The 22,040-nt window shown below is 66.5% G+C and carries 24 protein-coding genes; 12 read left to right on the top strand and 12 right to left on the bottom strand.

The genetic code is table 11. The features are described from left to right. The first annotated feature begins 37 nt into the window (after positions 1-37). The 3 genes from H7X47_RS16515 to H7X47_RS16525 all read left to right on the top strand — a co-directional run bounded on the left by H7X47_RS16515 (position 38) and on the right by H7X47_RS16525 (position 3,224). Entirely contained in the window at positions 38-1,093 is a 1,056-nt protein-coding gene (locus tag H7X47_RS16515) for a sugar phosphate isomerase/epimerase family protein (RefSeq protein WP_193369820.1), read from the top strand. A gap of 10 nt (positions 1,094-1,103) precedes the next feature. Beyond that, complete coding sequence (locus H7X47_RS16520; protein ID WP_193369821.1) at positions 1,104-2,255, top strand: Gfo/Idh/MocA family protein; 1,152 nt, start codon at positions 1,104-1,106, stop codon at positions 2,253-2,255. Between the two features lie 534 nt (positions 2,256-2,789). After that, positions 2,790-3,224: a YccF domain-containing protein gene (locus tag H7X47_RS16525; protein WP_193369822.1), complete on the top strand. Its 435-nt coding sequence runs from the start codon at positions 2,790-2,792 to the stop codon at positions 3,222-3,224. On the opposite strand, the gene H7X47_RS16530 is transcribed toward H7X47_RS16525, so the two are convergent. From H7X47_RS16530 to H7X47_RS16560, 7 genes are all read right to left on the bottom strand, one after another. Then, complete coding sequence (locus tag H7X47_RS16530) at positions 3,221-4,324, bottom strand: sulfotransferase (protein WP_193369823.1); 1,104 nt, start codon at positions 4,322-4,324, stop codon at positions 3,221-3,223. The genes H7X47_RS16525 and H7X47_RS16530 overlap by 4 nt on opposite strands. After that, positions 4,309-4,695, bottom strand: a complete 387-nt coding sequence (locus H7X47_RS16535) for a hypothetical protein (RefSeq protein WP_193369824.1) — start codon at positions 4,693-4,695, stop codon at positions 4,309-4,311. The genes H7X47_RS16530 and H7X47_RS16535 overlap by 16 nt, the downstream gene beginning before the upstream one ends. Beyond that, positions 4,695-4,925 (bottom strand): hypothetical protein, encoded by a 231-nt coding sequence (locus H7X47_RS16540; protein ID WP_193369825.1) that lies wholly within the window; start codon positions 4,923-4,925, stop codon positions 4,695-4,697. The genes H7X47_RS16535 and H7X47_RS16540 overlap by 1 nt, the downstream gene beginning before the upstream one ends. A 26-nt stretch (positions 4,926-4,951) precedes the next feature. Next, positions 4,952-6,298 (bottom strand): arylsulfotransferase family protein, encoded by a 1,347-nt coding sequence (locus H7X47_RS16545; RefSeq protein WP_193369826.1) that lies wholly within the window; start codon positions 6,296-6,298, stop codon positions 4,952-4,954. A 248-nt stretch (positions 6,299-6,546) separates the two neighbouring features. Continuing rightward, entirely contained in the window at positions 6,547-7,902 is a 1,356-nt protein-coding gene (locus H7X47_RS16550) for an arylsulfotransferase family protein (RefSeq protein WP_193369827.1), read from the bottom strand. A 315-nt stretch (positions 7,903-8,217) separates the two neighbouring features. Then, positions 8,218-9,531 (bottom strand): trypsin-like peptidase domain-containing protein, encoded by a 1,314-nt coding sequence (locus tag H7X47_RS16555; protein WP_193369828.1) that lies wholly within the window; start codon positions 9,529-9,531, stop codon positions 8,218-8,220. Between the two features lie 65 nt (positions 9,532-9,596). Next, entirely contained in the window at positions 9,597-10,454 is an 858-nt protein-coding gene (locus tag H7X47_RS16560) for a DUF1194 domain-containing protein (RefSeq protein WP_193369829.1), read from the bottom strand. Positions 10,455-10,662: 208 nt separating this feature from the next. Between H7X47_RS16560 and H7X47_RS26140 the strand changes: the two genes are divergently transcribed. From H7X47_RS26140 to H7X47_RS16600, 9 genes are all read left to right on the top strand, one after another. Next, entirely contained in the window at positions 10,663-10,797 is a 135-nt protein-coding gene (locus tag H7X47_RS26140; RefSeq protein ID WP_264373099.1) for a hypothetical protein, read from the top strand. Between the two features lie 12 nt (positions 10,798-10,809). Then, positions 10,810-11,430: a sulfite exporter TauE/SafE family protein gene (locus H7X47_RS16565; protein WP_227010552.1), complete on the top strand. Its 621-nt coding sequence runs from the start codon at positions 10,810-10,812 to the stop codon at positions 11,428-11,430. A 145-nt stretch (positions 11,431-11,575) separates the two neighbouring features. After that, complete coding sequence (gene pseI, locus H7X47_RS16570) at positions 11,576-12,658, top strand: pseudaminic acid synthase (protein WP_193369830.1); 1,083 nt, start codon at positions 11,576-11,578, stop codon at positions 12,656-12,658. Next, positions 12,655-13,359: a pseudaminic acid cytidylyltransferase gene (gene pseF, locus H7X47_RS16575; protein ID WP_193369831.1), complete on the top strand. Its 705-nt coding sequence runs from the start codon at positions 12,655-12,657 to the stop codon at positions 13,357-13,359. The genes pseI and pseF overlap by 4 nt, the downstream gene beginning before the upstream one ends. Next, the gene (locus H7X47_RS16580) at positions 13,356-14,240 is read left to right on the top strand and encodes a methyltransferase domain-containing protein (RefSeq protein ID WP_193369832.1); all 885 of its coding nucleotides are present in this window, start codon (positions 13,356-13,358) and stop codon (positions 14,238-14,240) included. The genes pseF and H7X47_RS16580 overlap by 4 nt, the downstream gene beginning before the upstream one ends. An 11-nt stretch (positions 14,241-14,251) precedes the next feature. After that, complete coding sequence (locus H7X47_RS16585) at positions 14,252-15,007, top strand: class I SAM-dependent methyltransferase (RefSeq protein ID WP_193369833.1); 756 nt, start codon at positions 14,252-14,254, stop codon at positions 15,005-15,007. Further along, positions 15,004-15,618, top strand: coding sequence for a GNAT family N-acetyltransferase (locus tag H7X47_RS16590; RefSeq protein ID WP_227010553.1), 615 nt, complete (start codon positions 15,004-15,006; stop codon positions 15,616-15,618). Before H7X47_RS16585 ends, H7X47_RS16590 begins: the two co-directional genes overlap by 4 nt. A 5-nt stretch (positions 15,619-15,623) precedes the next feature. Beyond that, positions 15,624-16,592, top strand: coding sequence for an ATP-grasp domain-containing protein (locus H7X47_RS16595; protein WP_319633622.1), 969 nt, complete (start codon positions 15,624-15,626; stop codon positions 16,590-16,592). Continuing rightward, on the top strand, positions 16,576-17,250 hold the full coding sequence (locus H7X47_RS16600) for an HAD family hydrolase (RefSeq protein WP_193369834.1): 675 nt from the start codon (positions 16,576-16,578) through the stop codon (positions 17,248-17,250). Before H7X47_RS16595 ends, H7X47_RS16600 begins: the two co-directional genes overlap by 17 nt. Here H7X47_RS16600 and gph read toward each other — a convergent pair. The 5 genes from gph to fba form a co-directional block, all read right to left on the bottom strand. Then, complete coding sequence (gene gph, locus H7X47_RS16605; protein ID WP_193369835.1) at positions 17,247-17,972, bottom strand: phosphoglycolate phosphatase; 726 nt, start codon at positions 17,970-17,972, stop codon at positions 17,247-17,249. The genes H7X47_RS16600 and gph overlap by 4 nt on opposite strands. Further along, positions 17,969-18,925, bottom strand: coding sequence for a CbbX protein (gene cbbX, locus H7X47_RS16610; protein ID WP_193369836.1), 957 nt, complete (start codon positions 18,923-18,925; stop codon positions 17,969-17,971). The genes gph and cbbX overlap by 4 nt, the downstream gene beginning before the upstream one ends. A 98-nt stretch (positions 18,926-19,023) precedes the next feature. Continuing rightward, positions 19,024-19,449 (bottom strand): ribulose bisphosphate carboxylase small subunit, encoded by a 426-nt coding sequence (locus H7X47_RS16615; RefSeq protein WP_193369837.1) that lies wholly within the window; start codon positions 19,447-19,449, stop codon positions 19,024-19,026. An 11-nt stretch (positions 19,450-19,460) separates the two neighbouring features. After that, positions 19,461-20,921: a form I ribulose bisphosphate carboxylase large subunit gene (locus tag H7X47_RS16620; protein ID WP_193369838.1), complete on the bottom strand. Its 1,461-nt coding sequence runs from the start codon at positions 20,919-20,921 to the stop codon at positions 19,461-19,463. 31 nt (positions 20,922-20,952) lie between these two features. Further along, a complete protein-coding gene (gene fba, locus H7X47_RS16625) occupies positions 20,953-22,032 on the bottom strand; it encodes a class II fructose-bisphosphate aldolase (RefSeq protein WP_193369839.1) in 1,080 nt (359 codons plus the stop codon). Positions 22,033-22,040: the final 8 nt, after the last annotated feature.

Genomic DNA, 22,040 nt, shown 5'->3' on the forward strand with positions numbered 1-22,040 from the left:
CTCCACCCCCGTCTTTCACGCCAAAACGGGGACTAAGATGAAAACCATCAAAGGACCGGGCCTGTTTCTCGCGCAGTTTGCGGGAGACGCATCGCCCTTCAATTCCTGGGAAAGCATCACGAAGTGGGCGGGGGAGTGCGGCTTTAAGGGCGTTCAAGTCCCCAGCTGGGATGAGCGTCTTATCGATCTGGCAAAGGCGGCCAGCTCCAGAACCTATTGCGACGAGCTGATCGGCATCGCGAGAGAGAACGGCGTTGAGATCACCGAGCTCTCAACACATCTTCAAGGTCAGTTGGTTGCTGTCCATCCCGCCTATGACGCCGCATTCGACGGTTTTGCAGCGCCTGACGTGCGCGGCGATCCGAAGGCACGCCAGTCCTGGGCCGTTGACCAACTGAAGCAGGCCCTGACGGCCAGCAGTAATCTCGGCATTTCAGCCCACGCAACCTTTTCCGGAGCGCTCGCCTGGCCCTTCGTCTACCCCTGGCCGCAACGGCCGGCGGGTTTGATCGAGGTCGCGTTCGACGAGCTTGCCAGCCGCTGGCGCCCGATCCTGGACTATGCCGACGAGATGGGGGTGGATGTCTGTTACGAGATCCACCCAGGCGAGGACCTCCATGACGGCGTTACATTCGAGATGTTTCTGGAGCGGGTGAACAACCACAGCCGCTGTAAGATGCTCTATGACCCGTCCCACTATGTTCTGCAGTGTCTCGACTATCTCGACAATATCGACATCTACCGGGACCGGATCGGCATGTTCCATGTTAAGGATGCCGAGTTCAATCCGACAGGCAGGCAGGGCGTCTACGGCGGCTATCAGTCATGGGTCGACCGGGCGGGCCGGTTCCGATCTCTGGGCGATGGCCAGGTCGACTTCAGCGCGGTCTTTTCCAAAATGGCGGCGAATGACTTCGACGGCTGGGCGGTTGTCGAATGGGAGTGCTGCCTGAAGCACCCGGAAGATGGGGCCCGGGAAGGCGCGCGGTTCGTCAAGGAACACATCATTCGCGTAACTGAAAAGGCATTCGACGATTTTGCAGGCGGTTCGACCGACGAGGGCGCCAACCGCAGAATGCTGGGTATCGGATAGGAGCCGGGCGATGGCGAACGAAGACAGCACTTTCCCCCGTCCGATCCGGCTTGGCATGGTCGGCGGCGGCAAGGACGCTTTCATCGGTGCTGTGCACCGGATCGCGGCGCGGCTTGACGGGCGCTATGAGCTGGTGGCCGGCGCCCTGTCGTCCACTCCCGGAAAAGCCTTGGAATCCGGACGGGTGCTGGGCCTCAAGGAGGACCGAATCTACGGCTCGTTCGAGGCGATGGCCAAGCGGGAAGCCCGCCTCAAGGACGGCATAGAAGCCGTCGCGATCGTCACGCCAAACCATGTGCATTACCCGGCCGCGAAGGCTTTCCTGAAGCGCGGCGTCCACGTCATCTGCGACAAGCCGCTGACTTCGACGCTGGCGGATGCCAGGAAGCTCGCCAAGGCAGTGGAGACATCAGAGGCACTGTTTTTCCTGACGCACAACTACACCGGCTATCCGATGGTGCGCCAGGCCCGCGAGCTGGTGCGGAACGGTGATCTCGGCACGATCCGGGTGATCCAGGTGGAGTATCCGCAGGACTGGCTGACAGTCGAACAGCATAACAAGCAGGCGGAGTGGCGCACGGATCCGGCCCGTTCCGGTGCAGGCGGTTCCACCGGCGATATCGGAACCCACGCCTATAACCTGGCCTGCTTCGTTTCGGGGCTCGCATGCGAATGCCTCGCCGCGGATGTGCAATCCTTTGTTCCGGGCCGACTGGTCGATGACAATGCCCATGTCATGCTGCGCTTTGAGGGCGGTGCCAGGGGAATGCTCTGGTGTTCGCAAGTGGCTCCCGGAAACGAGAACAATCTCAGGCTGCGGGTCTATGGCGACAAGGGAGGGTTGGAATGGCACCAGGAAAATCCGAACTACCTTCACGTCACGAAGTTCGGCCAGCCAGCTCACGTTGTCACCCGTGGCGGCGCCGGCATGTCGGAAGAGATTGCCCCAGCCACTCGCGTTCCTCCCGGCCACCCGGAAGGCTATCTGGAGGGCTTTGCCAATCTCTACAGGGAGGCGGCGGATGCGATCCGGGCGCACCAGGAGGGAAGAACCATCAGCACCCTCATCCCGGGTATCAGCGACGGAGTCGAGGGTGTGAAGTTCGTCGATGCCTGCGTGCGATCGTCGCACAAGAACAGCGCATGGGTCTCAATGAAGTGAGCTGCCCCAGTCGACTGGGGCCAACCCGAACTGCGCCGCTTGCGCCCTCGGTTGTGCTGGTTCAGTGTCTGATCCTGGGGCTCAGTCACCTTACGGACCAGCGCGGCCCCTCCGGTGGCTGGCGGATCTTCGCGCGACGCTTTGGATGTGACCGCCACGCGCGCTACCCGATCCGCCAGGCGGAAGGCCCGGGGTGTATAGATCAAGTCCGGCGCGGGCCTACTGCCCGGTGACTACCGACCTAGAAGACGTAATGTTCCGAATGAGCCGACCGCTGCCTGGGCACGCCCTTGCCGGGCGCTACAAAGATTGCTACTAAACCCGCATCGAGAAAATCGATAAAACATTGTTCTCTAATTAGTTTTTGGCTTTTATAGCAGTTCCCTTGGGGACGCCAGGAATTTTCCAGGAAATCGCGACTTCGGCGCCCTCAGGGCGTTTCACTGCGTTCGGGTGGTGAGCCCGTCCGGTGGGGCCGTGCTATGTGCGTCCCTACCGGGCATCTTTTTTCCGCGATAAGAAGGCCGATCACCCATGTCCCTCCTCAGCGTTCTCCTGAACCTTCTCTGGATCCTCTTCGGCGGGCTGTGGATGGCGCTGGCCTGGGCAATTGCCGGGATCCTCATGGCGATCACCATCGTGGGCCTGCCCTGGGCGCGGGCGGCCTTCAATATCGCCGGCTACACGCTGCTGCCCTTCGGCCGTGTCGCGGTGTCGCGCGAAAGCGTCAGCGGTGAGGAAGATCTCGGCACCGGCCCGCTCGGGACGCTGGGCAACCTCATCTGGCTGGTCCTGGCCGGCTGGTGGCTGGCGCTCGGCCACATCGTCACCGCCCTGGCCCTGGCAGTCACCATTATCGGCATCCCTTTCGCCTGGGCGCACCTGAAGCTGGTGCCGATCTCGCTCTGGCCGATCGGCAAGACCATCCTCGACCGCGACGCGGCCGAGCGGTTGCAGCAGGGGCGCTAGGCGCCCGCTGCGGCCCTCAAGTTTGCTTCCACTTCCGCCGCTCTTTCCAGCAGCGCCGGGTCGGCGTCGCCGGCCGCCGCGCGCGCCGGCGGCGGGGCCTTGAAGAGACCGGCTGCGGCACCCAGTTCGCCGCCCGGATCGACGTCCAGGCGGGCGCAGAGGGCGGCCAGGGCGGCACGGCCGCCGGCGCAGGTATCTTCGTAGGATAGCAGGAGGATCCGGCTGGGGTTCCCGGCCTGCTGCTCGGCGATGTGCGCGAAGGCGGCGATCCAGTAGGCGAGCCAGTAGTCGAGGCCTTGCGGATCGCGGCCCTCCGTCAGTTCCGCCAGGCCGGGGAAGGCGATGGGCCGGTGCAGGGCGCCGAACTCGTAGTGGCCGATGTCGGCCATGTAGCGGCGCACGAAGGGCTGGTCCCGGTGCAGGGTCAGGAAGTTCTCGTGCTGGCGCAGCAGCGAGGCGGCGTGCTCCAGCGGCCGGCGGAAGGGCACGACGATCCTGGCGTCGGGAAACATCCGGGCGAGGAGGTCCAGGCGGGCGATGTTGCCGTTGTTCTTGGAGAGGTAGCGCCCGCTCTCTTCGCCGCTGCGGCTTTCCGGGGACCGGCGCAGGGCGACGATCTTCTTCAGGTGCTCGGCGAAGAAGGCGGCGGCCTCCTCCTTGCCGTCGCCCGCGCGCCACAGGGCGATGCCGTCGTCTTTGTACTTCTCCGGCCAGAAGGCGCGCCACAGCACTTCCTCGAAGGCCTCCGGGCTGTCGAAGCCGATCTCCATGCCGTCGCCGTGGGCGCGCTCGGCGAGCTCGGCGCGCTTGCGGAAGCCGCCGCTCAGCCGTGCCCAGACCAGGGGCGCCATGACGAAGGGCATGTCACGGTAGCAGTGGGTGGCGAAGGCGGGAAAGCGGTGCAGCACCTCCAGCAGCAGGGTGGTGCCGGCGCGCGGCAGGGAGGTGATGAAGACCGGGCGCTCCGCCGTCACCTTGCGAAGGTCCGCCGCGTAGAGCCTGCTTTCCAGGTCCGCCGCCGTCAGCTGCAGCCCCGGCACGCCGAAGGCGAGCCGATGCAGGCAGCGGTCGAGGGCCGAGTAGTTCAGCTCGAAGCCCATAGCCGGTTCCAGAGGACATAGCCGGCCAGCAACACCAGGGAGACGACAAGAATCACGTCCCAGCGCGCCAGGAACAGCAGTACCGTCTCGCTGGATGCCAGGCCCAGCGTGTCGGCGACCCAGATCGGCAGAAAAGAGGCGAAGAGAGCGAGGAGGCTGCGCGCCAGGATCGAGAAGAAGATCCCCAACAACTTCAGGGAGGCGCGCTGGACTTCCTTCTCCCGCGCGTCCTCGTCCAGCGCCGCGTCGCGCATCGCGGCAAGGGCGCCACGGGTCACGGCCAGCGCGGCGGCGGCCCTGCGCACAATGCCGAGCAGCCAGAACGCGCCGATGAAGGCGCAGATCGAGGCGAGGGCGACGGCGGGTGTCATCAGACGGAGGGAGACTCGCGGTCTTCCTTCTCGGCGCGCATCTTGCGGCGCAGCCGCTTGATCGGATACCAGACGAAGCCCACGATCATCAGCGCGAGGGCGCCGAGCAGCGCCACCACCGTGCCGATCGCCGATATGCCGGCGCCGGGACCGATGTAGGCCTCAGCGGCCTGCGGGAGGGTGGCCAGTACGGCGGCCAGCACCAGAGCATGAAAGGTTCCTCTAAGCATGGGGATTTTCTCCTCAGGTAGTCGGCCTAGTTGCCGCAGGACCAGTTGGTGACATTGAAATAACTCTGCGGATAGGCGCGCGCCTCGGTCACTTCGGCGACCTGGTCGGCGCTGTAGCGGTTGATGAATTCCCAGACCACCTTGCCCTCGGCGTCGGTCTCGAAAGCCCGGCCGCCCTCGAACTCGGTGATCAGCAGGCCGCCGCCGGGCCTCAGCTCCACCTTGCCGCGGATTACGGTCAGCATCTTCTGCCCTTCCGCATCACCATAGATAGTTTCGTAGCGACCGCTCGCCGGGTCAATCTCGACGATGGTGGAGCCGCGCGTGTAGGTGACCGGCGTCAATTCCTCAGAGTTCTGAAAAGCGGTCTTGTAGACGTTGTTGTTGAAGACGACGATCGTGCCGCCGGCCTTGAACTCCGGATCGTGCTGGCGCAGCCAGGGGCCGACGCGCCACCACTTCACCTCGCCGTCGTCGGGGTCCATCACCAGTACCAGGTTCGACTCGCGGATCGAGATTGCCAGATCGCCTGCCTCGAACATCGGAAAGTCGTCGGCAATACTTGCCGGCAGCTCTTGTATTTTATTGACATGAAGAATCTCTCCGTCCCAGGTGCCCCAGGAGGCAAGACTGTGCCCGGTTGCCGTGATCAGCGGCTCCAGGCCGTTGTCGTAGAGTACCTGGACGAGAGGAATCTCCTTCAACACCTCGCCGTCTTGCGAGACGCGCAGCAGGGTGTCTTCGAGCAAGGGGGGCTGGAAGGGAGGGTAGGGTGTTGCCTCATTCTCATCCCAATAGCGCCGCGCGGGCACCCAGTAGCCACCGCCGGCGCTGGGCTCGACGGAGTGGTGGGTCATGCGCGGCAGTGTCCAGAGAACCTTGCCGCAGCGGTTCAGCTTGACGAGGCCGGAGTACTCGAGATTGAAAACGACCGAGCCGTCCGGCTCGATCAGCGCGCCATGAATATCGACGTTCCAGTCGCCGGCCGGCGGCCAGGGCAGATAGCTCGTATCCGAGACGAGCTCGGAGTAGACGACCGGCCAGCGGGCGACAACGCCGCCGTCGCGCCGGATCAGGCGAAGCTGGTTGTTGCCCTCGAAGAACCCCGACAGCAGTACGAGGTCGTCCCCGCCGCCCGGAAGCGCGTTGACCGTGACGCCGTCGCCCTCGTGGCGCGCGGCTTGCAGGAAGTGACTGGGCAGGACGCCGGTCAGGGTAAAGCGCTCCTCATAGACGGTGACGATGCTGTCCCTGATGAAGTAGGCGACCTTACGCGGCGCCGGGTGGAAAGCGGTGAAGGCGATCCCGGCGAGAAAAACAGCGACGATGCCGACGCTGTTGAACAGGAATTTCGAAAGGTCGAAGTTTTTCATCTGCCGGCTCCGCAATCCGTCATCTCGCCTTTCGGTAGGATCCCCCGACCGGTCTGGGACCGGTCGGCCGTGGAACTGAATAGGATCATAGCGTTAGTCGACGGATGATCGGGGCGTCGCGAATAATCGCCCCGGTTGCGAGCCTTCGCTGCGGATCTGCCGCTTTCGGACTCCGGCGGGCGCACCGCGGGAACGGCCTGCCGCGGCACCCTCAAGAGGCCGGGATCGGCGGCCGCGAAAACTGCTCGTCATGCGCCCGTCCCTTCGCAGGACCAGCTCGAAACCGTGAAGTAGCTCTGCGGATAGAGGCGCGCCTCGGTGATCTCGGCGACTTCCTCGCTGTTGTAGCGGTTGATGTATTCCCAGATCACCCGGCCCGCGGCGTCGCTTTCGAAGACCCGGCCGCCCTCGAACTCGGTGATCAGCAGGCCACCCAGCGGCGTCAGTTCGACCTTGCCGCGGACGATGCTCAGCATCTGCTGTCCCGGCATATGACCGTAGAGCGTCTCGTAGTCGCCGGAAGCCGGATCGATCTCGACGATGGTGGACCCGCGGTCGTACTCCACCGGTGTCTTCTCGTCGCCGACGGGATAGGCGGTCTTGTAAGCGTTGTTGTTGAACACCACCAGGCGGCCGCCGGCCCTGAACTCGGGGTCGTGCTGGCGCAGCCAGGGGCCGATGCGCCACCACTTTACCTTACCGTCGTCGGGATCGATCACCATGATCAGGTTCAGCTGGCGGATCGAGACGGCCAGGTCGCCCGCCTCGAACATCGGGAAATCGTCCGCGATTTCCGCCGGCAGCTCTGCGATCTTGTTCAGGTGAATGATTTCGCGGTCCCAAGACATGGTCCTGTAGAAAGTGTGGCCGCTGGCTGTCAGCAGACCCTCAAGGCCGTTGTCGTACATGATCTGCAGCAGCGAGAGCTCGCGCAGCACCTCGCCCTCCGCCGATACCTGAAGCAGGGTGTCCTCGGAGAAGGGAGTCTGGAACGGCGGGAAGGGCGAAGCCGCTGCCTCCTGGTGGATTCGGCGCCCGGGCACCCAGAAGCCGCCGGTGGCGGCGAATTCGACCGAATGATGGGTGAGGCGCGGCAGGGTCCAGGCGACCCGGCCGCAGCGGTCCAGCTTGACCAGGCCGGCGTATTCGAAGTTGAACACCACGGAGCCGTCCGGCTCGATCAGCGCGCCGTGCGTGTCGACGTTCCAGTCGGTGGCCGGCGGTCGGTCGAGGTGGTCGGTGTCCGGGAACAGTTCGGAAAAGCGCACCGGCCAGCGGGCGACGATATCGCCGTCGCGGCGGATCAGGCGCAGCTCGTTGCCGCCGTCGAAGAAGCCCGACAGCAGCACCAGGTCGGCGTCGCCGCCCGGCACCTCGTTGACCGTCACGCCCGTGCCGTCGTAGCGGGCCGGCTGCAGGAAGCGCTCGGGCCGCACGCCGGTCAGCGTATGCCGCTCCTGATAGACGCTGGCGACGCTGTCGCCGATGAAAAGCAGCGCCTCGCGCGGCGCCGTGTGGGCGACGCCAAAAACCACGCCGACGAGAAAAAGACTCATGATGCCGGCGCAGTTGAACAGTGCCTTTGAAATATCGACATTCTTCATCAGCCTGCTCCACGACGCCGCATTCTCCGCGGGCCCGCCTTCTCGCCTTTCCGTTGGGACAGGCGAACAGACTAGGCACTTAGAATGAGTATTAGGTTAATGCGCTGAGGCGCGGCGGAGCCCGGGAATCCGCGGAATTCCGCCGTATTCTGCAGAAAATCTCATGCTTATCGCCGGCCCGGGCGGCGCTGCCGTGCCGACTGGAAATCCTGGTCGCAGGAGCGTAGCAGTTGCTCGCCGATGTCGCAGGGCGGGCTGAGGCGGGGCTCTTTCGATGCTGGCGCGCGGTTGAAGCGCTTGGTGCCTGCCCCGGGCTCAGTTTTCGGAGGTGGGGCGCCGCTCCACGCGGAACACCAGGTTGCCGAGGCGCAGCTCAGCGCCGGGCTTGAGCAGCGCCGCGCCGTTCTCGGGGTCGACCGGCTTGGCGTCGATGGCCGTCCCGGTTTCCGAATGCAGGTCCTTGATCCCCAGCTCCTCCCCCAGCGGCACCAGTTGCGCGTGGCGCCGGTCGATGCCGTCAGCGGCCAGGCAGCGATCGCAGGCGGTGTCGCTGCCGATCACCAGCCCATGCGGCGCCCGCCGCAGATCGTCTTCGTCGATGACGATGTCGATCGGCCGGCCCTCCTCGACCGCATCGCAGTGCAGCCTCCAAGTGATCTTGCGCGGCTTGCTCCCGGCTCGCGGGTGCAGGATGAGGTGGCCGAGGGCGCGCGCGCCGTTACGCGCGGCATCGCGGCTGATCACCACTACGTGAATCACGCGCCGCGGCCAATGTTTCACCAGGAGCAGCACAAGAACGAGAAGGACGACAACCGCCGCCGCGGCGTACCAGGGATAGTTTGTCGAGGCGACCCCGAAGATGACGCGGCAGACCTTCGGTGAGCCGCTGTAGGGCACGTCCAGTTCGTTCAGCTTCTCGATCAGCACCGAGACATGCGAGGCGAAGAACACCCCCTGGATGACGTCGTAAACGATCGGCAGGCCGGTCGGCGTCACCAGCATCGCCATCTCGCGCTCGGTGTTGATACCGACGACCTGGCCGCAGGGGTTGACGATTGGCCCGCCGCTGTTGCCCGGATTGGTGGCGGCGGAATGCTGGATGATGCGGATGCGCGCGCTCTCGGCGGTCCAGGCGCCGACAAAGATGCGGTTGGCCATGCCGGCGGTGAAGCTCATGCCGGCGCCGGCGCCGAGCCGCGCGCCGGCCGCCGGATAGCCGATGGCGAAGATCTCGCTGCCTTGTGCCGGGAGGTCCAGATCGGCTTCGCTGAGGGTGACTGGCGGCCGTTCCAGGCCCTCGACCTTGAGAACTGCCAGGTCTTCCTCGGGATAGGTCCCGACCACGGTGGCACTGTGGCGGGCCGCCGGCGCGGCGCCGCTTTCCAGCACAAAGAGTTGCCAGCCGGCTTCGATATGCGGCCGCAGCATGTGAAAGGCGGTTGCCACATGGCCCTCGGCGCTGACCAGGAAGCCGCTGCCGCTGGCCCGCCTCTCCGGTCCCTCGACCAATACCTGCACCATGCTCGGCTCGACCATGCGCGCGACCGCGGTCGGCTCGATGGCGGCGGCCGGCCCCGCTGCCAGCAGGCAGACCGCGCCGAGGACGAATCGTGTGCTGCGGTGTGACATGGCCCTGATACTAAGCCAAGAGCGTTCTCTTGGGAAAATCTACTCCTTTATTATCCTGGCCGGGGCTAGAAGTCTTCGTTCCGAGATCGCAGCAACTGCTCGCCGATGTCGCAGGGCGGGCTGATACGGGCGTCGCCGTCGTCGATGAACTGGGCGGGCCGGAGCGGCGGGACCGGCCTGGCGGGAGGAGGAGTCAAGCCGGCGATCTCCAGGATCAGCTTGCGGCGGATCGCGCTGGCGAAGGCGGTGAAATCCTCGGCCACGACAATGAAGGCCGCCGGACCGCCGATGACGCAGTCGCGGTAGTAGAGGTCCAGATTGGGGATGTTGTAGCGCGAGAAGGGTCCCGTGCTCTGGTCCAGGATCGGCAGGCCGTTGATGGTGATGCCCTTCTTCACGGCGCGGTCGCGGGCGTGGATCACCAGGTCGCCCCAGTTGTTGGGACCGTCGCCGGAAACGTCGATCACCTGGCGCGTGCCCTCGAAGCCATTGTCCTTGAACAGGGCGGCGCCGAAGTCGATGGCGCCGCTGATGGAGGTGTAGTGCGCCGGACCGGGGCGCCGCGAGGCCAGGGCGGCGGCGAAGCGCTCGGCGGCGGCCGGGGATTCGATCAGTGTCCAGTCGACGATGAGTTGGGTGTGCGCCGAGTTGGCCCACTCGAAATAGGTGACCGCGATGCGCCCCAGGATGCCGCCGCCGATGGCGTCCACCACCAGGGGGTCGCGAAAGGCCTGCACGTAGCCCTGGCGCTGCAGCTGCGCCTCTTCGGAGTCGACGCTAAGCGAAACGTCCACGGCCAGCACCAGCTCCAGGTCCACCGCGATACGCGCGCGAGCCTGAGCCGCGGAGCCTTGGGCCGGTGCCTGGATCGGGGCGAGGGCTGAGAGCAGCAGCGCCGCGAGGAAACCTCCGATCCGCACCATCAACACCTCCTTGGGGTGGACGACCCTGCTAGCATGCCACCGCCCAGGGGCCTGGTCCAGCGGGGGGCGGAGTCGTTCCAGGCTCCGGGGTTTCACTTCGCGGTGAGGCCGCCGGCGGCGCGGCGCGGCACGCCTGGCGGGGCGTTGCCTGTCGGGTGCTTCTGGGCCAGTCTCTCCTTCCCACCGTCAGTTGATCTGTCGCCTGCCTATGATTTCCGATCCCTGGTTCTACCTCGCCGCGGTGCCGGCCGTGATGATCGCCGGCATTTCCAAGGGCGGATTCGGCGCCGGGCTGGGCATGCTGGCGGTGCCGATGATGGCGCTGGTGCTGCCGCCGGTGTAGGTCGCCGCCATCATGCTGCCGATCCTCTGCCTCATGGACCTGGTTGGGGTCTGGGCCTACTGGAAGAAGTGGGAGCCGCGGGTGCTGACGCGCCTGGCCCTGGCCGCCGTTGTCGGCATCGCTGTCGGCACGCTGACCTTTCACGTCATGGCGCCCTGGATGATCCGCCTGCTGATCGGCGTCATCGCCCTCGGCTTTACCGCCAACTACCTGCTAAAGCGCCTGCGCCGCCGCCAGACCACCGGCTTTGCGCCGGGGCGGGCAAGCGGCTGGTTCTGGGGGGCGGTCTCCGGCTTCACCTCCTTCACCGCGCACGCCGGCGGGCCGCCGGTCAACGTCTACCTGCTGCCGCTGGGTCTGCCGAAGACCCAGTACCAGGCCACCACCGTCGGCTTCTTCCTGCTGGTCAACTACGTGAAGCTGCTGCCCTATACGGCGCTCGGCCTCTTCACCACGCAGAACCTGGCGACCTCGGCGGCGCTCTTCCCGGTTGCCGTCCTCGGCATCCTGGCCGGAATCTGGCTGCACAACCGCGTGCCCAGCGGTCTTTTCTATGCCGCCTGCTATGTCTTCCTGGCGATGACCGGCGTTAAGCTGATCTACGACGGTCTTGCGGGGGCGGGGCTGTTCTAGCCCGGAATGCCGAGGCCGGCCGGAAAAGCCGGAAAAATCTCCCTTCTTTGGCGACTTGCCGGGCTGGTGTTAAGGCTTGGGAAAACAAAATTAACCATTATGCGATACTAGAGCGAGGTGCGACGGTAAGAGATTGTTAAGGCCTATGGCTTCGATCAGGACGTTGGAGATCGACGGGCGCCGAATCGGCCCGGACGATCCGCCGTATATTATTGCCGAGATGTCGGGGAACCATAACGGCGACATCCGCCGGACCTTCAGCATTCTGGAGGCGGCGAAGGCCGCCGGCGCGGACGCGGTGAAGCTGCAGACCTACCGCGCCGACACCATCACCATCGACCACCACGGCCCGGAGTTCATGGTCGAAGGCGGGCTGTGGGCCGGCCGGCGTCTCTACGAGCTCTACGAGGAAGCGCACACCCCCTGGGAATGGCACCCGGAGATCTTCGCCCGCGCGCGCGAACTGGGGATCACGGTGTTTTCATCGCCCTTCGATCCGACGGCGGTCGACTTCCTGGAGAGCCTGGGCGCCCCCGCCTACAAGATCGCCTCGCCGGAGATCATCGACATTCCGCTGATCCGCAAGGCGGCGCGCAGCGGCAAGCCGATGATCATCTCGACCGGCATGGCGAGCCTGGAGGAGATCGAGGAAGCGGTGGCCGCGGCGCGCGGCGAGGGCAACGAAGACATCGTCGTGCTTCACTGCACCGCGGCCTATCCGACGCCGCCGGAAGAGGCCAACCTGGCGACCATTGCCGATCTGCAGAAGCGCCTGGGCGTGACCGTCGGGCTTTCGGACCATACGCTCGGCACCACCGTCGCCACCATTGCCGTTGCCCTGGGCGCGGCGGTGATCGAAAAGCACTTTACCCTGTCGCGGGCCGACGGCGGGGTGGACAGCGCCTTTTCGCTGGAGCCGGCGGAACTGGCGCGCCTGGTCGAGGAGTCGGCCATCGCGCATGCCGCCGTCGGCGCGCCGGCTTACGAGCCGACCCGTTCCGAGGCCTCGGTACTGCGCAACCGGCGTTCGCTCTATGTGGTGGCGCCGGTCGCCAAGGGGGAGGCCTTCAGCTACGAGAACGTCCGCTCGATCCGGCCGGGCAACGGCATGAAGCCCAAGTACCTGGACGTGGTGGTCGGCCGCAAGGCCGCGCGCGACCTGGCCTTCGGAGAGCCGCTGGATGCCTCCATGATCGAGGGCGGGCTCGGGGAAGGTGTGGCGACATGAGCAGCGGCGCGCTCACCTCTGTGGCGATCATCCCGGCGCGCGGCGGCAGCAAGCGCATTCCGCGCAAGAACATCCGCCCCTTCCGCGGCAAGCCGATGCTGGCCTGGTCGGTTGCCGCGGCGCTGGAGGCCGGGGTGTTCGACGCGGTGATGGTCAGTACCGACGACGCGGAGATCGCTGAGGTGGCCCGGGCCTGCGGCGCCGAGATTCCTTTCATGCGCTCCTCAAAGACCGCCGACGATCACGCGACGACCAGCGACGTGCTGGTCGAGGTGCTGGCCCGCTACCGGGATGCCGGGCAGAGTTTCGATCTTGCCTGCTGTCTCTATCCGACGGCGCCTTTCGTGCGGGCCGAGGATCTCTCCGCCGGCAAGGCGCGGCTGCTGGAAGAGGGGTTCGACGTCCTGATGCCGGTCGCCGCCTTCAGCTATCCGATCTGGCGCTCGCTCAGGCGCGCCGACGACGGGCGGGTGACACTGAACTTTCCGGAGAACCTCAACGCGCGATCCCAGGATTTGCCGTCCGCCTATCACGATGCCGGCCAATGGTACTGGTTCCGCACCGCCGCCTTCCGGCGCGACGGGGTTCTGATGGGGCCGAACACCGGGTCCCTGGTGCTGCCCGCGCTGCGCGTCCAGGACATCGACAGCGAAGACGACTGGGCCCTGGCCGAGCTGAAGCACGAGAGGATCTTTGGATGAACGATCCGCGCCTGAAGCGCAACGCGCTGGGCTTCCTGGAGGTCGTGTCGCGGCCGAGCGAGGAGGAACTCTCCGACTACTACGCAAAGACCTACTACCAGCAGGAAAAGAGCAGCTACCGGAAGTCCTACCCGCCCGAGGAGTTGGCGGTCATCGACCTGCGCATCACCCAGCGCGGCGCCCGTGCGCTGGAACTGCTGGAGCGGGACGGGACGGGCAGCCTGCTGGACGTGGGCTGCGGCGAGGGTTTTGTCCTGGCGGCCTTCGCGAAGCGGGGCTGGACCGTGGCGGGTGTCGATCACAGCCGGGCAGGCGTCGAGTCGATGAACCCGGATTTCGCCGACAAGGTCGAACAGGGCGATCTCTTCGCACTGCTGCGCCAGAGGATCGAGGCGGGCGAGCGCCACGACCTGGTCTGGCTCGGCAACGTGCTGGAGCATGTGCTCGATCCCCTGGGGCTGCTGGACTCGCTGCATTCCCTGGTCGCGCCCGGCGGCCTGCTGGTCGCCACGGTGCCGAACGACGGCAACGCCTATCACGAGGACCTGCTGGCCGGCGGGGCGATCCCGGAGCGCTTCTGGATCGCCATTCCCGACCATATGTCCTATTTCACCATCGACAGTCTGCGGCGCACCGCCGAGGCGACCGGCTGGGATTGTCTCGACGTGCAGGCCGATTTCCCGATCGACCTGTACCTGGCGCACGAAGGCTCGAACTACGTCCGCGACCGCTCCCAGGGCGGGGCCGCGCACCGCGCCCGCCTGCAGCTGGAGCGGATCATCGGCATGGCGGGGGCCGAGGCGGCCAACCGCCTCTATTCCGCCCTGGCCGACGTCGGGCTGGGACGGAACATCACCGCGTTCATGCGGCCCAAGGGCTGAGGAGAGATTTCATGACGGCGAAGAAAGAGATCCGGACGCTGGTGGGCTCGACCCGGGGCGAAACCGACCGCAAGCAGGACCTGGTCGACAAGCTGCGGGGCGCCCCGATTCCCGATGCCGAACTGCTGGACAACATCGGGCTGTTCCTGACCCGCCAGACCCTCTCGCGCATCAACTTCATGCAGAAGCTCTACGAGATGATCGTGCCGGTGCATGGCGTCATCATGGAATTCGGCGTGCGCTGGGGCCAGAACATGGCTCTGTTCTCCTCACTGCGCGGCATTCACGAGCCCTACAACCACAACCGCAAGATCATCGGCTTCGATACCTTCGAGGGTTTCCCCGCCGTGGCGCCCGAGGACGGCGGCCACGCCAAGGCCGGCGACTACAGCGTGTCGGAGGATTGGGCCGCGCAGCTTGAGACGATCCTGGAGTTCCACAACGCCAACTCACCGATCCCGCACAAGCGGAAGTTCGAACTGGTGAAGGGCGACGCCACCCGGGCGCTGCCGGCCTATCTGAAGGAACACCCGGAAACCATCGTGGCGCTGGCCTACTTCGACTTCGACATCTACAAGCCGACGCGCGGCTGCCTGGAAGCGATCCAGCCGCACCTGACCAAGGGCAGCGTGCTGGCCTTCGACGAACTCAACATGCCGGAGTTTCCTGGCGAGACCTTGGCCCTGAAAGAGGTGCTGGGGCTGTCGCGCTATGCGATCCGGCGCGATCCGGCGAGCCCGCTGACCTCCTACCTGGTCGTGGAATGACCAAGGCCGGCCTCAGCGTAACGAAGCCGGAGGGCCGCGGCGGCTACCGCTGCATGCCGCGCGCCGAGATCGCCGACGGCCGCTATGCCGTGCGCGCGGTCGAGCCGCAGCATATCGAGGCGATCCGCCAGTGGCGCAACGCCCAGATCGACGTGCTGCGCCAGGCCGCCCCGATTTCGCCGCAGCAGCAGGCCGACTACTACGCGCGGGAGATCTGGCCGACCAAATCCGTTGCCGAGCCGCGCAACATCCTGCTGATCTATCTGGAGGACGGCGAGCCGATCGGCTACGGGGGGCTGGTTCACATCGCCTGGGAACACCGCCGGGCGGAGGTCTCCTTCCTGCTGGATCCGGCGGTGCCGCGCAGCGACCAGGCGCTGGGCGCGCTCTTTGCCCGGTTTCTGAAGCTGATGAAGGAGCTGGCCTTCCGGGACCTGGGCCTGATGCGTCTGCACACAGAGACCTATGCCATACGTCATGTCCACATCGCGACGCTGGAGGCCTGCGGTTTCCGTCGTGAAGGCTGCCTGCGCCACCACGTGATCATCGATGGCCGCCCGACCGACGCCCTGCTGCACGGCTGCCTTGCAGACGACGCCGTAGCGGAGTGACGGGCGTGGACGGTCCGGCGGAGAACATCCTGATCACCAGCGCGGCCCGCAAGGCGCCGCTGGTCCGGGCCATGAAGTCGGCGGCCACGCGGGCGGTGCCCGGCGCCGCCGTGATCGCCGGCGACATCGACCCGCAGGCCCCTGCGCGCTACGTCGCCGACGGCTTCTGGCAGATGCCCCGCCTGACCGAGGCCACGCCACAGACTTTGCTGGAGGGCTGCCGCGAGCGCGGCATCGGCACTGTGCTGCCGACGCGCGACGGGGAACTAGCATTCTGGGCCGACGCCAGGGCGCCGTTCGCAGAGGCCGGGATCGACGTCATCGTCTCGGCGCCGGAAAGCGTCGAGCGCTGTCTCGACAAGCTGGCCTTCGCGCGCTTCGGGGCGGCGCAGAGTTTACCCTTTATTTCCGCGTCCACCGACCTCGACGAACTGGAGGGCGAGACCTTCGTGGTGAAGGAGCGCTTCGGCGCCGGATCGCGTAGCATCGGGATCGACCTGCCGCGCGCGGCGGCGCTGGACCATGCCCGCAGGCTGGAGGATCCGGTCTTCCAGCCTTTTGAAGCGGGCGCGGAGATCAGCATCGATGCCTGGATGGACTGCGCCGGCGCGCCGCGCGGCCTCGTCCTGCGCCGCCGCGACCGCGTGGTCGGCGGCGAATCCCAGATCACCACGACGTTTCGCGATGCCGCGCTGGAGGCCGCAGCCTTTGAGGTGCTTGCTGCGCTGGACCTGCGCGGTCCCGCCGTGATGCAGGCCATCGTGCCGGCCGGCGGCGGGCTGCGGGTCATCGAGTGCAACTGCCGCTTCGGCGGCGCCTCGACCGCCTCCATTGCCGCCGGGCTCGACATGCTCTACTGGAGTCTCGCCGAACGGCACAGTCCGGAGGCCGCGCCGGCCTTCCTCCGTATCGAGGGCGAACTGCGCCAGGTGCGCCTGCCCGAAGACATTGTCCTCCATGATTTTGATCTTTGACCTCGACGACACGCTCTACGACGAACGCAGCTTCGTCGAGAGCGGGCTGCAGGCCGTCGCCCGGCATGCGGAGCGGGAATACGGCTGGGATGCGGCGGAGTCCTTCCGCTTTATGATCGAAGCGCTGGACGGCCAGGGGCGCGGCCGCATCTTCGATGCCCTCCTGGAGCGCCACGGCAAACGGACTCGGGGCGGTGTCGAGGCCCTGGTGAAGGCTTACCGCCATCACAAGCCGTCGCTGTCGCTGTTCCCGGCGGCCCGCCGGGCGCTCGACCGCTACGAAGGCCGCGCGCCGCTCTACCTGGTGACCGACGGTCACAAGATCGTCCAGGAGAACAAGGTCGAGGCCCTGGACCTCTGGTCCCGCTTCCGGCGGGTGATGATCACCCACCGCTTCGGCCTTCGCCACGCCAAGCCGTCGACCTATTGTTTCGAGCGGATCCGCGCCGCCGAGGGCTGCGGCTGGGGTGACATGGTCTACGTGGCCGACAACCCCGCCAAGGACTTCGTGAACCTGAACAGGCAGGGTATGCCGACGGTGCGGGTCCTGACCGGCCTGCACCGCGACGTTGAGGCCAGGCCCGGCTACGAGGCGCGCTTCCGCATCGCCGATCTCGACGCGCTGCCGGGCGTGCTGGAAAAGGTGTTCAAGGACTAGACCGCTTTCCTGGCCGGCTTCGGAAACGGCAGAACGGTTGCGGGCCCCTGGCCCTCTTGCAGACACCTTGCGGCCAAGGCCTGGACCACCTGGGGCAGCAGCGCGAAGTGTGCGAAGGCGGCGTCGTGGGGCAGGCTCGCCAGCGGCGCGCTGCGGTAGCCCCCGCTGTAGAGCAGGAAGGGCACGCCGGCGTGGTGGGCGGTGTGGGCGTCGGTCTCGCTGTCGCCGACGTAGACCGCCTCGTCAGGTTTCGCGCCACAGGTCGAGATGCAGGCCAGCAGCGGCGCCGGGTCCGGCTTCTTGGCCAGGCCGCTGTCGCCGCCGACCACCGCCTGGAACAGCCCCTCGATCCGCAAATGACGCAGAATCTCCAGGGCCGGGCCGCTGTCCTTGTTGGTGCAGAGCCCCAGCGCCACGCCGCTGCCGGCCAGGCGGCGCAGGGCCGCGTCGGCGCCGGGCATGAAGCGGGTGCGGCGGTGGCCCTCTTCGGCGTAGAACTGCTTGAAGCGGGCGACCTGTGCGGGCAGATCTTCCGGCAAGGCGCCGTGGCGGGCAAAGCAGCGCTCGACCAGCCGGGCCATGCCGTTGCCGATGAAGCTGGTGACGGTGGCCAGGTCCAGCTCCGGACGGCCGTTCTGGCGCATCAGCCGGTTGGCGGCGGCCTGCAGGTCCGGCGCGCTGTCCACCAGGGTGCCGTCCAGATCGAAGATCACCGCCTTCATGCGCTACCGCCTTCTTCGCCGCCCTTTGCGCCGTTCAGGCCGCCGGTAAAGACGCGGCTGGCGCGGATGTCGGTCTCGTCGATGGCCGAGAGGGCGGCGGCGTCCAGCGGCCCCTCGGCGTTCTCGAAAAGCCTGTTGGCCTGGCGCAGCCGCGCACGGTCCAGCGCATTGCGGATCGAACGCGCGTTGGCGAAGTGCGGCTGCCGGCGGCGGGCCTCGATGTAGTCCTTCAGCGCCGCTTCGGCCGCCGGGGTCAGGCTGTAGTTCTGCTCGTCCAGCATGTGCTCGGCGATGTGGAGCAGCTCGTCGTCGCTATAGTCGGGGAAATCGATGTGGTGGGCAATGCGCGAGCGAAAGCCCGGGTTGCTCTCGAAGAAGCGGTCCATGCGGTCGGCGTAGCCGGCCAGGATCACCACCAGGTCGTCGCGCTGGTTCTCCATGACCTGCAGCAGGATCTCGATGGCTTCCTGGCCGTAGTCGCGCTCGTTCTCCGGGCGGTAGAGGTAGTAGGCCTCGTCGATGAACAGCACGCCGCCCATGGCCTTCTTCAGGATCTCCTTGGTCTTGGGCGCGGTGTGTCCGATGTACTGGCCGACCAGGTCGTCGCGCGTGACGGTCACCAGGTGGCCCTTGCGCACATAGCCCAGGCGGTGCAACAGGTCGGCCATCTTCATGGCCACGGTGGTCTTGCCGGTGCCGGGGTTGCCGGTGAAGGACATGTGCAGGGTCGGTGTCTGGTGGGCGAGGCCCAGGCGCTTGCGGGCGCGCTCGACCAGCAGCAGCGCCGCGGTCTCGCGGATGCGCTTCTTCACCGGCGCCAGGCCGATGAGGTCGCGGTCGAGTTCCTCCAGCACCTCTTTCACGCCGGAGGACTCGTACTCCGCCCTGAGGTCGATTGCCGTTTCGGCAGTTTCCTCTTCAACTTCCGGCGTTGCGGCTTCGGCGCTGCTCATCGCGTTCTCCTAGAACCTTAAGCGGGGAAGCGGCGGGCGGCGGCAGCAGGGTATCGCCACCGCCCGCCTTTGTCCTACGCCCCACGGACTTGGGGTCCTCAGGTGTAGCGCTCACCTTCGGGTTTGCGTGTGGCGTAGGGATGGGTGGTGTAGCGGATGTTGCGGCCCTGGCCCTCGCTGCGCTGCAGCCAGAAGCCGGCTTCCTCCGCCTTGGGGCGGTTGACGATGAAGGACAGCTTCACCGACTCCCAGCCGTGACTGGCGTCGAAGGCCGAGAGGCGGATGTAGTGGCTGTCACCGTAGACCTTGCGGCACTCGTTCAGCTCGTAGAGCACGCCGGCGGCATCGGCCACGTCGAACATCGGGTGGCCCCACATGTCCCAGTAGGTGTTGCGGGGGTGGGGGTCGTCGGTGAACTCCAGGTTCACCGCCCAGCCGTTGTCGATGCAGTATTGCACCTGCCTGGTGATCTGCTCGTCGGTCAGGTCCGGCAGAAAGGAAAAGGCGCCTTGGGTGATACGCATGTCGATGCTCCTTATTCAGCGGCCGTGACGCTCGGCACGAAGTCCGGCGAGTCGGTCGAGGCATAGTCGAAGGTGACGTTCTTCCAGGTCTCCAGCGCCTGCTGCAGCGGGCTGCAGGTCTTGGCGGCGGCGGCCAGGATGTCGGGGCCTTCGTTGAGGATGTCGCGACCCTCGTTGCGGGCCAGCACCATGGCCTCCAGGGCGACGCGGTTGGCCGTGGCGCCCGCGGCGATGCCCATGGGGTGGCCGATGGTGCCGCCGCCGAACTGCAGCACAACGTCCTCGCCCAGCAGGTCGAGCAGCTGGTGCATCTGGCCGGCGTGGATGCCGCCGGAGGCGACCGGCATCAGCTTGTTGAGGCTGGCCCAGTCCTGGTCGAAGAAGATGCCGTTCTCCAGGGCCATCGGGTTGAACTCCTCGCGGCAGATGTCGTAGTAGCCCTTGGTCGTCGCGGGGTCGCCCTCCAGCTTGCCGACCACGGTGCCGGCATGGATGTGGTCGACGCCGGCGAGGCGCATCCACTTGGCGATGACGCGGAAGGAGACGCCGTGGGTCTTCTGCCGGGTGTAGGTGGAGTGGCCGGCGCGGTGCAGGTGCAGGATCATGTCGTTGGCGCGCGCCCACTTGGCCATGGACTGGATCGCCGTGTAGCCGATCACCAGGTCGATCATGACGATGCAGGAGCCCAGTTCCTTGGCGAACTCGGCGCGCTCATACATGTCCTCCATGGTGGCGGCGGTGACGTTCAGGTAGGTGCCCTTCATCTCGCCGGTCGCCGCCTGGGCCTTGTTCACCGCCTCCATGCAGTAGAGGAAGCGCTCGCGCCAGTGCATGAAGGGCTGCGAGTTGATGTTCTCGTCGTCCTTGGTGAAGTCGAGCCCGCCCTTCAGCGCCTCGTAGACCACGCGGCCGTAGTTGCGGCCCGAGAGGCCCAGCTTCGGCTTCACCGTGGCGCCCAGCAGCGGGCGGCCGAACTTGTCCAGGCGCTCGCGCTCCACCACGATGCCGGTGGCCGGGCCCTGGAAGGTCTTCACGTAGGCCACGGGGAAGCGCATGTCCTCCAGGCGCAGGCCCTTCAGCGGCTTGAAGCCGAAGACGTTGCCGATGATGGAGGCCGTCAGGTTGGCGATGGAGCCGGCCTCGAAGAGGTCCAGGTCGTAGGCGATGTAGGCGAAGTACTGGCCCTCGGCGTTCGGCACAGGGTCGACCCGGTAGGCCTTGGCGCGGTACTTCTCCGCCGCCGTCAGGCGGTCGGTCCAGACGACAGTCCAGGTGGCCGTGGAGCTCTCGCCGGCAACCGCCGCGGCGGCCTCGATGGGGTCGACGCCGTCCTGCGGGGTGATGCGGAACAGGGCGATGACGTCGGTGTCCTTGGGCTCGTAGTCCGGTTCCCAGTAGCCCATCTTCTTGTATTCCATCACGCCGGACTTGTAGCGGTCCTTGCCGGTGACGGTCTGCGACTTGCTATCCATGTTTCCTCTCCTTCGTTCGGGGGGGGCGCCGTCAGGCGGCTTTGGCGGCGGCGATCTGCGGATCGAGCGCGCCGCTCAGGTAGCGCTCGGCCATGGCCGCGGGGGTGAGGGGGGTGATCCTGGAGGCCTGGCCGGCGGCGCCGAACTGCTCGAAGCGGTCGCGGCAGAGCTGCTCCATGGCGTCCCATGACGGTTTGAGGAACTTGCGCGGATCGAACTCCGCCTTCTTTTCCTCGGCGACGCGGCGGAACTGGCCGGCCATGGCCAGGCGGCAGTCGGTATCGATGTTCACCTTGCGCACGCCGTACTTGATGCCGCGCTGGATTTCCTCCACCGGCACGCCCCAGGTCTGCGGCATCTCGCCGCCGAACTTGTTGAACAGCTCCTGCAGTTCCTGCGGCACGGAGGAGGAGCCGTGCATCACCAGGTGGATGTTGGGCAGCTTCTCGTTGATGGCCTTGACCACGTCCATGGCCAGGATGTCGCCGTCGGGCTGACGCGAGAACTTGTAGGCGCCGTGGGAGGTGCCCATGGCGATGGCCAGGGCATCGACCTTGGTCTTGGCGACGAAGTCGACCGCCTGGTCCGGATCGGTCAAGAGCTGCTCGCGCGAGAGCTTGCCTTCGGCGCCGTGGCCGTCCTCCGCCTCGCCCTCGCCGGTCTCCAGGGAGCCGAGGCAGCCCAGCTCGCCCTCCACCGAGACGCCGATGGCATGCGCGGTCTCGGTGACCTTGCCGGTGATGGCGACGTTGTAGTCGTAGCTGGCGGGTGTCTTGCCGTCGGCCTCCAGGGAGCCGTCCATCATCACCGAGGTGAAGCCCTGCTGCATGGCGGAGTAGCAGGTCGCCTCGTTGTTGCCGTGGTCCTGGTGCAGGCAGACCGGGATGCGAGGATAGGTCTCCTCCACCGCCTCCACCATCTTGCGGATCATCACGTCGCCGGCGTAGGAGCGCGCGCCGCGGCTGGCCTGCAGGATCACCGGCGCGTCCACCGAGGCGGCGGCCTGCATGATCGCCAGGATCTGCTCCATGTTGTTCACGTTGAAGGCGGGCAGGCCATAGCCCTGCTCGGCGGCGTGGTCGAGAAGCTGACGGAGGGTGATACGTGCCATCGAAGGTC

Origin of the sequence: Pelagibius marinus (assembly GCF_014925385.1) — a bacterium.
GTDB classification, from domain to species: domain Bacteria; phylum Pseudomonadota; class Alphaproteobacteria; order Kiloniellales; family Kiloniellaceae; genus Pelagibius; species Pelagibius marinus.

Bases quoted from the DNA above. Each gene is read 5' to 3' on its own strand.
- H7X47_RS16535 (WP_193369824.1), bottom strand. From the start codon at position 4,695: ATGACACCCGCCGTCGCCCTCGCCTCGATCTGCGCCTTCATCGGCGCG.
- H7X47_RS16515 (WP_193369820.1), top strand. From the start codon at position 38: ATGAAAACCATCAAAGGACCGGGCCTGTTTCTCGCGCAGTTTGCGGGA.
- H7X47_RS16540 (WP_193369825.1), bottom strand. From the start codon at position 4,925: ATGCTTAGAGGAACCTTTCATGCTCTGGTGCTGGCCGCCGTACTGGCC.
- pseF (WP_193369831.1), top strand. From the start codon at position 12,655: ATGAGCAGCGGCGCGCTCACCTCTGTGGCGATCATCCCGGCGCGCGGC.
- H7X47_RS16580 (WP_193369832.1), top strand. From the start codon at position 13,356: ATGAACGATCCGCGCCTGAAGCGCAACGCGCTGGGCTTCCTGGAGGTC.
- H7X47_RS16525 (WP_193369822.1), top strand. From the start codon at position 2,790: ATGTCCCTCCTCAGCGTTCTCCTGAACCTTCTCTGGATCCTCTTCGGC.
- pseI (WP_193369830.1), top strand. From the start codon at position 11,576: ATGGCTTCGATCAGGACGTTGGAGATCGACGGGCGCCGAATCGGCCCG.
- H7X47_RS16590 (WP_227010553.1), top strand. From the start codon at position 15,004: ATGACCAAGGCCGGCCTCAGCGTAACGAAGCCGGAGGGCCGCGGCGGC.
- H7X47_RS16615 (WP_193369837.1), bottom strand. From the start codon at position 19,449: ATGCGTATCACCCAAGGCGCCTTTTCCTTTCTGCCGGACCTGACCGAC.
- fba (WP_193369839.1), bottom strand. From the start codon at position 22,032: ATGGCACGTATCACCCTCCGTCAGCTTCTCGACCACGCCGCCGAGCAG.
- H7X47_RS26140 (WP_264373099.1), top strand. From the start codon at position 10,663: ATGATTTCCGATCCCTGGTTCTACCTCGCCGCGGTGCCGGCCGTGATG.
- cbbX (WP_193369836.1), bottom strand. From the start codon at position 18,925: ATGAGCAGCGCCGAAGCCGCAACGCCGGAAGTTGAAGAGGAAACTGCC.
- H7X47_RS16600 (WP_193369834.1), top strand. From the start codon at position 16,576: ATGATTTTGATCTTTGACCTCGACGACACGCTCTACGACGAACGCAGC.
- gph (WP_193369835.1), bottom strand. From the start codon at position 17,972: ATGAAGGCGGTGATCTTCGATCTGGACGGCACCCTGGTGGACAGCGCG.
- H7X47_RS16520 (WP_193369821.1), top strand. From the start codon at position 1,104: ATGGCGAACGAAGACAGCACTTTCCCCCGTCCGATCCGGCTTGGCATG.
- H7X47_RS16530 (WP_193369823.1), bottom strand. From the start codon at position 4,324: ATGGGCTTCGAGCTGAACTACTCGGCCCTCGACCGCTGCCTGCATCGG.
- H7X47_RS16565 (WP_227010552.1), top strand. From the start codon at position 10,810: ATGCTGCCGATCCTCTGCCTCATGGACCTGGTTGGGGTCTGGGCCTAC.
- H7X47_RS16620 (WP_193369838.1), bottom strand. From the start codon at position 20,921: ATGGATAGCAAGTCGCAGACCGTCACCGGCAAGGACCGCTACAAGTCC.
- H7X47_RS16550 (WP_193369827.1), bottom strand. From the start codon at position 7,902: ATGAAGAATGTCGATATTTCAAAGGCACTGTTCAACTGCGCCGGCATC.
- H7X47_RS16585 (WP_193369833.1), top strand. From the start codon at position 14,252: ATGACGGCGAAGAAAGAGATCCGGACGCTGGTGGGCTCGACCCGGGGC.
- H7X47_RS16555 (WP_193369828.1), bottom strand. From the start codon at position 9,531: ATGTCACACCGCAGCACACGATTCGTCCTCGGCGCGGTCTGCCTGCTG.
- H7X47_RS16545 (WP_193369826.1), bottom strand. From the start codon at position 6,298: ATGAAAAACTTCGACCTTTCGAAATTCCTGTTCAACAGCGTCGGCATC.
- H7X47_RS16560 (WP_193369829.1), bottom strand. From the start codon at position 10,454: ATGGTGCGGATCGGAGGTTTCCTCGCGGCGCTGCTGCTCTCAGCCCTC.